Source organism: Citreimonas sp. (genome assembly GCF_042096055.1).
Lineage (GTDB): Bacteria > Pseudomonadota > Alphaproteobacteria > Rhodobacterales > Rhodobacteraceae > Citreimonas.
Map to the genome: position 1 here is coordinate 17,864 of NZ_JBELMH010000042.1, position 11,243 is coordinate 29,106.

The 11,243-nt window shown below is 69.9% G+C and carries 10 protein-coding genes; all 10 read right to left on the reverse strand.

What is annotated here, in order from left to right; all coding sequences use genetic code 11:
* Window positions 1–157 precede the first annotated feature (157 nt).
* A complete protein-coding gene (ptsP, locus tag ACFDTC_RS10830; RefSeq protein ID WP_375258890.1) occupies window positions 158–2,398 on the reverse strand; it encodes a phosphoenolpyruvate--protein phosphotransferase in 2,241 nt (746 codons plus the stop codon).
* 40 nt (window positions 2,399–2,438) lie between these two features.
* Window positions 2,439–3,677 (reverse strand): aspartate kinase, encoded by a 1,239-nt coding sequence (locus ACFDTC_RS10835; RefSeq protein ID WP_375258891.1) that lies wholly within the window; start codon window positions 3,675–3,677, stop codon window positions 2,439–2,441.
* 111 nt (window positions 3,678–3,788) lie between these two features.
* A complete protein-coding gene (locus tag ACFDTC_RS10840; protein WP_375258899.1) occupies window positions 3,789–4,235 on the reverse strand; it encodes an SgcJ/EcaC family oxidoreductase in 447 nt (148 codons plus the stop codon).
* A complete protein-coding gene (locus tag ACFDTC_RS10845; protein WP_375258892.1) occupies window positions 4,225–4,869 on the reverse strand; it encodes an SDR family oxidoreductase in 645 nt (214 codons plus the stop codon). Before ACFDTC_RS10845 ends, ACFDTC_RS10840 begins: the two co-directional genes overlap by 11 nt.
* On the reverse strand, window positions 4,869–5,288 hold the full coding sequence (locus ACFDTC_RS10850; protein ID WP_375258893.1) for a DUF1178 family protein: 420 nt from the start codon (window positions 5,286–5,288) through the stop codon (window positions 4,869–4,871). Before ACFDTC_RS10850 ends, ACFDTC_RS10845 begins: the two co-directional genes overlap by 1 nt.
* A gap of 50 nt (window positions 5,289–5,338) precedes the next feature.
* Window positions 5,339–6,568 (reverse strand): 3-deoxy-D-manno-octulosonic acid transferase, encoded by a 1,230-nt coding sequence (locus ACFDTC_RS10855; RefSeq protein WP_375258894.1) that lies wholly within the window; start codon window positions 6,566–6,568, stop codon window positions 5,339–5,341.
* An 80-nt stretch (window positions 6,569–6,648) separates the two neighbouring features.
* On the reverse strand, window positions 6,649–8,811 hold the full coding sequence (locus ACFDTC_RS10860) for an ATP-binding protein (protein ID WP_375258895.1): 2,163 nt from the start codon (window positions 8,809–8,811) through the stop codon (window positions 6,649–6,651).
* Window positions 8,812–8,848: 37 nt separating this feature from the next.
* Window positions 8,849–9,379, reverse strand: a complete 531-nt coding sequence (locus ACFDTC_RS10865) for a hypothetical protein (protein ID WP_375258896.1) — start codon at window positions 9,377–9,379, stop codon at window positions 8,849–8,851.
* 19 nt (window positions 9,380–9,398) lie between these two features.
* Window positions 9,399–10,499, reverse strand: coding sequence for an HD domain-containing phosphohydrolase (locus ACFDTC_RS10870; protein WP_375258897.1), 1,101 nt, complete (start codon window positions 10,497–10,499; stop codon window positions 9,399–9,401).
* A gap of 140 nt (window positions 10,500–10,639) precedes the next feature.
* Complete coding sequence (locus tag ACFDTC_RS10875; RefSeq protein WP_375258898.1) at window positions 10,640–11,002, reverse strand: hypothetical protein; 363 nt, start codon at window positions 11,000–11,002, stop codon at window positions 10,640–10,642.
* Between the last annotated feature and the right edge of the window lie 241 nt (window positions 11,003–11,243).

Genomic DNA, 11,243 nt, shown 5'->3' on the forward strand with positions numbered 1-11,243 from the left:
GCGCAGGCGGTGCCAATGGGCAGAACGCGCGTTGGTCATGGAACGAAACGGGACATGCACCCGGTCGCCGGAAAAACTCCGCGGCCGGGTGTTTTTCCGTGCTGTCCTCGCCGCCGGTCCGGGCGGTGTGGCGGACGGCACCATGCCTGTCACGCGTTCACGCGTTGGCGCGCAGGTACTGCATCACCGCCTCGCGCACCGACTGGTCGCCGCGGGCGCGGGATTGCTCGATCACCTCGCGCAGCGCGCCGAGATCCGTGCGCATCAGCAGGCTTTTGACGGGACCGACCGAGGCGGGGCGCATCGACAGGCACTCGAACCCGATGGCGGCGAGGCACACGGCCTCGATCGGGCGGCCGGCATCCTCGCCGCAGAAGCTGAGGCGCGTGCCGCTTTCGCGGCAGCGCGCGACGATGCCCTGCAGGAAGGTCAGGAAACTGAGGTTGAGCGTGTCGTAACGCTTGCGCACGCGCTCGTTCTCGCGGTCGGCGGCGAAGAAGAACTGCTTGAGGTCGTTGCCGCCCACCGACAGGAACTCGACCTCGTCGAACAGCCGCTGCGAGGCGAAGGCGAGGCTGGGCGTCTCGAGCATGGCGCCGATCTCGATCGTCTCGGGCAGGGTGTGGCCCAGCCGGACCTCGCGGTCGATCGCCTTGTCGACCTCGGCCCGGGCGCTGGCGAACTCGTCGTATTGCGCGACGAACGGGAACATCACCGACAGCGGCCGGCCGTTGGCGGCGCGCAGCAGCGCCTGCAGCTGCATCCGCAGCACCCCCGGCTTGTCGAGGCCCACGCGGATCGCCCGCCAGCCGAGCGCGGGGTTCGGCTCGTCGTTGGGCTTCATGTAGGGCAGGACCTTGTCCGACCCGATGTCGAGCGTGCGGAAAACAACGCGCTTGCCCTGCGCGGCGTCGAGCACGCGCGCGTAGAGCGCGGCAAGCTCGGTCCGGCGTGGCATCTGGTTGCGCACGAGGAACTGCAATTCCGTGCGGAACAGGCCCACGCCCTCGGCGCCGGAGTTTTCCAGCGACGGCAGGTCGGCCATCAGGCCCGCGTTCATCTGCATCTCGATCCGGGTGCCGCAGGCGGTCACGCAGGGCGTGTCGCGGATCGAGGCGTAGCGTTCCTGCGCCTTGGCCTGCATGGCGATCTTGTCGCGGAAGGCGTTGACCACGGATTCGTCGGGGCGCAGGTGCACGATGCCCTGCTCGCCGTCGACCATGATCCGGTCGCCGGTCAGCGCCTCGTTGGTGATGCGCGCCGCGTGCACCACCAGCGGGATCGCCAGCGCGCGCGCCACGATCGCGGCGTGCGAGCCGACCGAGCCCTCTTCGAGCACGACGCCCTTGAGCTTGCGGCCGTATTCCAGAAGCTCGCCGGGGCCGATGTTGCGGGCGATCAGGATCGGGTCCTCGGGCATCTCGGAGCCGGTCTCGGACCCCTGGCCGGTCAGGATGCGCAGCAGGCGGTTGGACAGGTCGTCGAGGTCGTGCAGCCGGTCGCGCAGGTAGGGATCGGTCGCCTGCGCCATGCGCGCGCGGGCCTGCGATTGCTCCTTCTCGACGGCGGCCTCGGCCGAGAGACCGCGGGCGATGTCCTCGTCCATGCGGCGCAGCCAGCCCTTCGAGTTGGCGAACATCCGGTAGGCTTCCAGCACCTCGACCTGCTCGCTGTCGGTGCCCGCGTCGGCGAGGATCTCGTCGACCGAGACGCGCAGCTTTTCCACCGCCTCGGTGAGGCGCATGGCCTCGGTCTCGGGGTCGTCGGCGACCACCTTGGTGACCACGACGCGCGGCTCGTGCAGCCAGACATGACCCATCGCGGTGCCTTCCTGGCCGGTCGTGCCGCGCAGCATCACCGCCTGGGTGTGACGGGCCTTCAGCGCCGCGCCCTCGCCGACGAAGGCGCCCAGTTCGGCCATCTCGGCCAGGACCATGGCGACGACCTCCAGCGCGTAGACCTCGTCCTCGGTGAAGGCGCGGGCCTGCTTGGACTGGACGACCAGCACGCCCAGCTTCTCGCCCAGGCGCTGGATCGGCACGCCGAGGAAGCTGGAATAGATCTCCTCGCCGGTCTCGGGCATGAAGCGGAAGCCGCGCTCCGAGGGCGCGTCGGCCGAGTTGATCGGCTTGCCGCGCCGGGCCACGCGGCCGACCAGGCCCTCGCCCAGCTTCATGCGGGTCTGGTGCACGGCCTCGGGCTTGAGGCCCTGCGTCGCGCAGAGTTCCAGCGTGTCCTCGTCGCGGAACAGGTAGATCGAGCACACCTCGGTGCCCATGGAATCCGCCGTCAGGTCGGTGATCTTGTCGAGCCGCGCCTGGCCCGCGGCCTCTTCGGCCATCGTGTCGCGCAAGCGCTTGAGCAGCTTGCGGCTTTCACTTTCAAGCCCGTCGGCCATGACGTCCGCCTGTTTGCCCCGTGCCGCCCGGGCGGGCGTGTCAGCCCGCCTTCTCCAGCTCGAAGGCATCATGCAGGGCCTGCACGGCGAGTTCCATGTATTTCCGGTCGATCAGCACGGAAATCTTTATCTCCGAGGTTGTAATGACCTTGATGTTGATGCCTTCCTGAGCGAGCACGCGGAACATCTTGGCCGCCACGCCCGCGTGGCTGCGCATGCCGATCCCCACGACCGAGACCTTGGCCACGCCGGTGTCGGCCTTGAGATCGCTGAAGGCCATGTGACCGGCCGCGCGCGCGTCGTTCAGCGCCTTCTCGGCGCGCTTGACCTGGTCGGTGGGGCACGAGAACGTCATGTCCGTGCGGCCGTCCTCGGATATGTTCTGCACGATCATGTCGACGTTCACGCCGGCCTCGGCCAGGGGCGTGAAGATCGACGATGCGATGCCGGGGCGGTCCTCGACCGACACCAGCGTCATCTTGGCCTCGTCGCGCGAATGGGCGACGCCCGCGACCACGTTGCTTTCCATGATGTCCTCCTCGTCGCACACGATGGTGCCGGACGCGTCCGTCTGTTCGCTGAGGGATGACAGCACCCGCAGCCTGACCTTGTAGCGCATCGCCAGTTCGACCGAGCGCGTCTGCAGCACCTTGGCGCCGAGACTGGCGAGCTCGAGCATCTCCTCGAAGGCGATGCGGTCGAGCTTGCGCGCCTTCTCGCAGATCCGTGGATCGGTGGTGTAGACGCCGTCCACATCCGTGTAGATGTCGCAGCGCTCGGCGCCGAAGGCGGCGGCGAAGGCCACCGCGGTCGTGTCGCTGCCGCCGCGGCCCAGCGTGGTGATCCGGCCCTCGGGGCTGATGCCCTGGAAGCCCGCGACCACGGCGACGCGCATGCCCTCGCCGAACTTGGCGGTGATGTTGTGCGTCGGGATTTCCTCGATCCGCGCCTGGCTGTGCGCGGACGTGGTCCGCAGCGGCACCTGCCAACCCTGCCAGGAGCGCGCGGGGATGTCCATTTCCTGCAGCGTCAGCGCCATCAGGCCGGCGGTCACGTTCTCGCCCGAGCTGACGACGGCGTCGTATTCGCGCGCGTCGAACAGCGGCGAGGTGTCCGAGACGTAGCCCACCAGCTTGTTGGTTTCGCCGGCCATGGCCGACACGATGACGATCACGTCGTAGCCGCGCGACACCTCGACGCCGACGCGCTTGGCGGCGCGGCGGATGCGGTCCAGCGTGGCGACCGACGTGCCGCCGAATTTCATCACGAGAACGGGCATGGGATTTCCTGCGCGGGGCTCGTGCGCCGTGTAAGTGCGGTGCGAGAAAAGGGCAAGATGGCAGATGCAGGGCGCGTGTGCGCCTGTCGCGGCGCGGCCACGGCCAGGGCCTCAGCGGCGGTAATCGACGGGCTGCGTGCCGGCGTCGCCGGCAAGGTGCGTCTCCATCCCCGGCGAGACCTCTGTGTTCTGGGCAGAGACCGCCAGCCAGCCGTCGGGACGGCGCTGCAGGATTGCGGTGATGATCGTCTGGCGGTCGCGGGCCTTGCCGCCGTCGGGCGCGCGCTGGCCGCGCAGGTGCAGACGCGCGCGGACCACCGCCACGTCGGTGCCGATGTAACGCGTCTCGGCCCGGCCGATGCGCAGCGTGGTGTCGGCGAAGAACGACTTCAGCGCGTAGTCGTGCGGCTTGGCGATCGCGTCGCGGCCGTGCCACCACAGGCCGGTGACGTTGACGAAATCCGCGTCCTCGGTGAACAGCGCGGCGATCGCGGCGCCCTGCCGCGTGGCCCAAGCGTCGGCGAAGGCGCGCGGGAAGGCTTCGGGCTCAGTAAGGATGGGCGCGCCCGTCCCAGGTCTCGAAGCAGCCGGTGGTCTCGGGGCCGAGCGCGTCGATGCGCGCGACCAGGCCCGATGCTGCCTCGTCGGTCGAGATGTCGGCGCTGCCGCCGCCCATGTCGGTGCGGACCCAGCCGGGATGGTAGATGCCCACGGCGATGCCGTCGCGCTTGAGATCCACGGCGAGGTTGCGGCCAAGGTTCAGCGCGGCGGCCTTGGAGGCGCGGTAGATGTAGCTGCCGCCCGGCGCGCGGGTCGACGAGGCCATCTGCGAGCTGATGATCGCGATCTTCGGCGCCTGCGCGCGGCGCAGCGCGGGCAGCATCCCCTGCACGGTCAGGAAGACACCCGTGACGTTCACCGCGAAGGTCTGCGCCCACATCTCGGCCGGGTAGCCGTCGTCGAGGGGCTGGCCCTTGTCGGGGTAGACGCCCGCGTTGCAGATCAGCGTGTCGAGCGGTGCGTCGCCCAGCCGCTCGACCAGCGCGCGGTGCGAGGCCGGATCGGTGACCTCGAGCGGCAGCAGGTCGCCGCCGCCGCGCGCCGTGCCCAGGGCCTCGTCGCCGCGCGCGGCGTAGGTCGACAGCAGGGCGGCACCGACGCCACGGTTCGCTCCGGTGATCAGGACGCGCATCAGTTGGCCTTTCGTGTGGGGGTGAAGGGCAGGGGCGCGATGGGCACGCCGTCCTCGACCAGGCGGCGGGCCTCGTCGCCGCGCGCCTCGCCCCAGATGGCGCGGCGCGGGCTGTCGCCCTCGTGGATGGCGCGGGCCTCGCGCGCGAAATCGCGGCCGACATAGTCGGAATGAGTCTCGACGTGCCGTTTCAGCACGGCGAGGGCGGCTTCGCCGGCATCGGTGGGGCGCGACAGCGGGCGGGCGTCTTCCGCGGACGAGGACACGCGCGGCGCCATCGGGGCCTTGTCGACCGAGGCGTCGCCGCAGACCGCACAGGCGACGTGGCCCGCGCGCTGGAGGGACTCGAAGGCACTGGCCGACTGGAACCAGCTGTCGAAGACGTGGCCGTCGGCGCATCTGAGCGAGTATCGTATCATTGCCAAGTTCCGTCCTGGTCGCCTGAAACGTAGATATAGGCGAGGCGGGTTCAAGTTTCCTCAACATGCTGGGGCAGGCGGGTCACGATTTCCTGCACGAGGCCGTCGACGTCGGTCTCCGCCCGAAGCGCCGCCTTCGCCCTTGCGCCGGCGTCGCGCTGCCGTTCGGGCGGGGCGAGTGCGGCCAGCCCTTGCGCCAGTTTCGACGCGTCGCGGACCGGCAGCGCGATGCCTTCCAGCCGGGCGAAGGGGGCGGCGTGGTTGGCGACGTCCGGCCCATGCAGCAGCGCCGCGCCGAAGGCGGCGGGTTCGTACGGGGTGTGTCCGCCGCGCGCGACCAGCGTGCCGCCGACGAAGACGCGGCCGGCCAGCGCGTACCACAGCGGCATCTCGCCCATCGTGTCGGCGAGGTAGATATCGGCGTCGCGAGGCGCCTCGTTCCGGCTGCGGCGGGCGACGGTCAGGCAGCGCCTTTGCGCCAGTGCCGCGACCGCGTCGCCGCGCCGGGCGTGGCGCGGTGCGAGGATCAGGCGCAGCGCCGGGTCGGCCGCGCGGGCGGCGGCGTGGGCGTCGAGCACGATCTCCTCCTCGCCCTCGTGGGTCGAGGCGGCGAGCCAGGTCGTTTCGCGCGCGAAGGCCTGCGCGAGGTCCGCGGGAATGTCGGGGCGGGGCGGTGTGTAGAGCGCCTTGAGGTCCGCGACCGGCCCGCGCGCGGCGTGGGGCAGGCCGAGTGCTGCCAGCCGGTCGGCCGAGCCCTGGTCCTGCGCCGAGACGAAGCTGAGCCGCCCGGTGAGTTCGGCGGCCAGCCGCGGCAGGCGGGCCCAGCCGCGAGCGGTGCGCGCGGTCATGCGCGCGCCCAGCACGATCACCGGACCGGGGCACGCGCGGATGCGATGCGGCCAAAGCTCGGATTCCAGCGTGACATGCGCAATGATGTCCCAGCGGCGGATGAAGCGGCGCGTGACCCAGCCAAGGTCCAGCGGCGCCGGCCGCACGGTGACCCGGTCGAGCGCCCAGCCCCGTGCGAGCGCGAGACCGGTCGCGGTGTTGGCGGTCAGCACGACGCGCAGGTCGGGGCGCGCGCGCAGCACCGCCTCGAGCACCGGGCGGGCCGAGGCGAGCTCTCCGTTCGAGGCGCCGTGCCACCACAGGTGCGGGCCGGGTTCCGGCACGCCGCCCCCGGCCAGACGTGCGCGCACGAGCGGGGGCCCGCCCCGGCGCAGCGCCGAGGCCAGCGCCACGATGGCCAGAAGCGAGACGAGGATGCGGTAGACGAACACGCGAAGGCTCCGGCGGGGATGCGCCCGACGTAGGTGGAAACGCCGCGTCCGGCAAGTCGGTGTCGCCTGCGGTCGCGGCGTCAGGCCGCGCGTCGGATCATCTCGCGCAGGGTCGACAGGTTCTCGGGTGTCGCCTGGTCGCGGCACGCCTGCGCGTGCAGCCCGATCCGGGTGAAGCCCAGCGTGAGCGCCATACCCTTGAGCGTGTGCAGCGCGCGGTCGAGGTCGTCGGGCCGGCCCGCGCCCGCGGCCGTCTCAATGTCCTGCAGGCGTTCGTCCGCGCGGGTGACGAAGTCGGCGACCATCTTCTCGACGAACTCCGCGCCGAGCGCGCTGGACAAGGCCTCGCGCTGGGCGTGGCCGGCATCGTCGTCGGGGTCGGCCGGCGCATCGCCCGCGCCGGCGTGCCCCGTGACGTCGCCGGTCACGCCGGGCGACAGGAACTTCGCGAGCAGCATGTCCAGCTTGTTGCGGGTCACGGGTTTTGCGCGGAAATCGTCCATGCCGGCCTGCTCGCAGGCGATGACGTCCTCGGTGAAGGCGTTGGCCGTCAGACCGACGATCGGGGTGGTGACGCCGCCTTCGCGCAGCGCACGCGTGGCCGCGATGCCGTCGAGATTGGGCATCTGGATGTCCATCAGGATCAGGTCGTAGGTCCGCGCCCGGGCCGCGGCGACGCCCTCGGTCCCGTCCCGGGCGGTGTCGACGTCCACCCCGAGCGTGCGCAGAAGCTCGACCGCGACGGTGCGGTTGATGTCGTTGTCCTCGACCACCAGGACGCGGCCGGCATGGCGCCGACCGGTGCGCGGGCCGGTCTCGGGCGTGCTGATCCGGCGCGCCGGGCCGATCCGCCCCACGGGCAGGGTGAACCAGAAGCGACTGCCCACGCCTTCCGTCGACTCCATCCCGATCGTGCCGCCCAACGCCTCGATCATGCGCCGGCAGATCGCGAGGCCGAGGCCGGTCCCGCCGAACTGGCCGGCCCTCGCGTGCTCGAGCTGGCTGAACTGCAGGAACAGCTTGCTCCGGTCGGCGGCCGCGATGCCGGGCCCGGTGTCGACGACCTCGACCGAAATGTGGTCTCGCCCGTCCTCGCTCAGCCGCACGCGGACCGAGCCCGCGGCGGTGAACTTGATCGCGTTGCCCACCAGGTTGATCAGCACCTGGCGCAGGCAGACCGGGTCCGTCGTGATGCGGATGTCGGGCACGTCGAACGACAGGGTCAGGCCCTTCGCCCGGGCGCGGGGGTCCATCACCGCGCGCAGAGACTGGATCACCTCCATGACGTCGAACTGCATCGTCGTCGTGGTCTGCTTGCCGGCCTCCATCTTCGAGAAGTCGAGGATGTCGTTGATCACGTCCAGCAGGATGTCGCCGGACATCCGGATGACCGAGACGTGCCGCTCCTGATCGGGGGTGAGGGCGGTCTCCTTCAAGAGCTCGGACGTCCCGATGATGCCGTTGAGCGGGGTGCGGATCTCGTGGCTCATGGCGGCGAGGAAGGCCGACTTGGCCTTGTTGCCGGCCTCGGCGGCCTCGGCGGCTTCGGCGTGGCGCCTGCTGAGCACCTCGAGGTCGTGCCGGGCGCGCGAGATCTGCCGCAGCTGCTGGGCCAGCAGGACCACGATCAGCACCAGCACCGCGGTCATGACGACCACGCCGGCGGCGATCGTGCGGTAGTCGGCCGAGGCTTCCTCGCGGCTGGTGACGCGCGCGATGTTGCTGGCCGAATTGGTCTCCTGGACCAGCGCCTCGGTCAGGGCCTGAAGGGCGCGCGCGCGGTCCAGCAGGTCGGGCAGGGCCGCGATCTGGCGGGTCTCGTCGGCAGAGGCGGCGTCGACGGTGCCGGCGAGGTCGATGATCGCGTCGTGCACCGCGGTCGCGCGCGCGGCCACGTCGTCGGCCGCGACGATCCCGTCGGCGAACTTGCCCTGCCTCAGGATCGAGGCGCGGCTGTAGAGGATGTCGTACCGCAGCAGAACGTCCGCAAGGTGCCGGTCGGTGGGGTCACGGCGCGCGGTGTGCAGGTGGTCGATGAAGCGGGCCACCTCGCGGTCGGCCTGGTAGGCGGCCCAGAGCGCATCCTCGCGCACGCTGGCGTCAAAGGAGTTCTGACGCGCCTGGACCCCGGCGAAGATGGTCGCGATGGCGATGAAGACGCCGACGCACGCCGCCCCCAGCAGCACGATCCCGACGAAAAGCCCCCTTTCGGGCGCGGCTCTCAGGGCCTTGCGCAGTGCCATTCGTATCCGCCCGGTTCCGCCCGCCGCCAGGGCGAGGCTACTCGACCTCGATCCGGATCACCTGCCAGACCGAGCGGTGGAAGATCATCTCGTTGTAGAGCTCGGGCACGAGGTCGAACGGGTAGATCACGAAGGCCGGGCCCTTGTCGCGCACCGACATGACGTCGCCGTTCCGGCGCGTGGCCAGGATCACCGGGTAGCTTTCGGCATCGCTGACAGGAATGTCGGCCGAGTAGTCGTTCAGCGCGATCACCCGCAGGGTGTCGCCGGTCGCGCCGACGGCGTCGAGCAGGGCCTTCAGCGTCGGGCCCGAGAACCGCTGCACGCCGTCGTACCAAGGCGTCTCGACAACCGCCTCGCGCCCGCTCAGGGCCTCGAGCATGGCGAGGTCGAAGGCGGCGCCGTCAGCGCTGTTGGTGTGCGTGATGGCTCCGCTGATCGTCACGACGACGGGTCCCTCGGGCTGCGGCAGGCCGCCCGACTGGACCGCCCCCGCAGAGGCGGGGACAAGGGCCACGGCGAGGGCCGCGGCGACCGCGATGCTTTTGATGATTGCCTTGAAGGTCATTGTCCCACTCCCGAATGCGTCAAGACGCCCTGCGAAAGACCCGGTCGAGCGAGGCCGGCCCGGTCACCTGGTCCCAATCCTCGCGCCGCATGCCGCTGATCTTGGAGATCGTCGAGGCGATGCGACCCCAGCCGCGTTCGAACGCCGCGACGCAGGCAGGGTCGAAATGCCGCCCCGCTTGCGCGGCGATCTCGTCGCGCGCCTCGTCGATGCTCCAGGCGTCCTTGTAGGGGCGCTTGGTGCACAGGGCGTCGAAGACGTCGGCCACGGCGACGATGCGCCCCTCGATCGGGATATCCTCGGCCGACAGGCCGTAGGGATAGCCGGTGCCATCCCACTTTTCGTGGTGCGCGACCGCAATCGCCTCGGCGACGCGGACGATGTCGCTGCGCGCGTCCTTGAGGATGTCGCCCCCGGCGAGAGCGTGCCCGCGCATCCTGTCGAATTCGGCGTCGGTGAGCTTGCCGGGCTTGTTGAGGATTGCGTCCGGCACGCCTATCTTGCCGACGTCGTGCAGCGGCGCGGCCAGGAAGATGTGGCGGCAATGCTCGGACGACAGCCCCATCTCCTCGGCGATGATGCGCGAGATCGCCGCCACGCGCGTGATATGCGCGCCGGTGCCGCCGTCGCGGCATTCGATCGCGCGCGCCAGGCGCCAGATCATCTCCTCCTCGCCTTCGAGCATGCGGCGTGTGGCGTCTTCGACCTCGCGCGTCAGAAGCCGCGCCCGATCGTCGAGTTCGAGTTGCGCCTGCCGCATCTGCAGGAGGTTGCGCGTCCGGATCCGAAGCTCGTGCGGGTCGATCGGCTTTGTCAGGAAATCAGTGGCGCCGGCCTCGATCGCGGCGATGCGGATGTCGCGCTCTTCGTCCGCGGTGACCATGACGACCGGGACCGTCCTGAACCGCGGCTGCTCCCTCAGCCAGCTTACGAAATCGATCCCGTTCATCCCGGGCATCTTGTAGTCGACGATGACGAGGTCCGCGCCGCCCGCCGGCAGCCGGTCGACCGCGCAGGCCGGCGTCGCGAAGCCTTCGGCCGTGCAATCGGCCATCGTCTCGGCCAGGCGGACGAGCACGGCGAGGCAGATCGGGTCGTCTTCGACAACGGCAACGTGCATGGGGCGCAATTCCCTGCGGTTCGACATGACATCGGGACCTTGCCCGGAATTACTTGCCGATCGGCTAGGGAAACACCGCTTTTCGCGGCGGATTTTAGTCGAAGCCGAGCGGTTTCGCGGGAGCGCGCGCTGGCGGTGGCCTACAGAAGCGGCGCCAGGATTTTCTTCAGGCACGCAGGCTTGGGGTGCATCCCATCGTAGAATTCGTCCGCGGCACATCCCGCTTCGACAGGGTCGTACGAGCCGACGAGCCCGACTCCTAGCCGTTCGGCGAACTCACGGAAATCGCGTTCGACCTTAGGATGCGCAAGGTCCAGTTCAATGATCTCCCGGTAGGCCTGTGGGTGATAAGGGCTGAGGACGAGCGCCACGTCGATGCCGCGGCGCACCAGATGTGCGACGAGGGTTTCGTACATGCGTTCCAGCGCCTCGGAATGGCGGTAGCGTTCCATGGAATGACGCGCGTCCTTCAACATGGATTCCTGTCTCTCGGCGTCGCTCATCCCGAGATACGCGGACGAGTAAATGATTGATCCGTCTTGCCGGCGCTTGGTGACACCCCCGGGCAACGCGTCATCCGCAACCCAGCTCGCAAGGGTCACGCGACGATATGCGCTCTGCAGAACCGACAGTATTTTCTGGTCGGCGACGCGAGTGTGGGGGCAGGCATGGCAGTGACATCTTCCGAGGCAGAATGGGATAGAAGATGTAGAACTGCTCCTCGACGGCGAGGCTCCACGTATG

Excerpts from the sequence above, each read along its gene's own strand:
- ptsP (WP_375258890.1), bottom strand. The coding sequence starts at position 2,398 with ATGGCCGACGGGCTTGAAAGTGAAAGCCGCAAGCTGCTCAAGCGCTTG.
- ACFDTC_RS10835 (WP_375258891.1), bottom strand. The coding sequence starts at position 3,677 with ATGCCCGTTCTCGTGATGAAATTCGGCGGCACGTCGGTCGCCACGCTG.
- ACFDTC_RS10845 (WP_375258892.1), bottom strand. The coding sequence starts at position 4,869 with ATGCGCGTCCTGATCACCGGAGCGAACCGTGGCGTCGGTGCCGCCCTG.
- ACFDTC_RS10850 (WP_375258893.1), bottom strand. The coding sequence starts at position 5,288 with ATGATACGATACTCGCTCAGATGCGCCGACGGCCACGTCTTCGACAGC.
- ACFDTC_RS10860 (WP_375258895.1), bottom strand. The coding sequence starts at position 8,811 with ATGGCACTGCGCAAGGCCCTGAGAGCCGCGCCCGAAAGGGGGCTTTTC.
- ACFDTC_RS10865 (WP_375258896.1), bottom strand. The coding sequence starts at position 9,379 with ATGACCTTCAAGGCAATCATCAAAAGCATCGCGGTCGCCGCGGCCCTC.
- ACFDTC_RS10870 (WP_375258897.1), bottom strand. The coding sequence starts at position 10,499 with ATGCACGTTGCCGTTGTCGAAGACGACCCGATCTGCCTCGCCGTGCTC.
- ACFDTC_RS10875 (WP_375258898.1), bottom strand. The coding sequence starts at position 11,002 with ATGAGCGACGCCGAGAGACAGGAATCCATGTTGAAGGACGCGCGTCAT.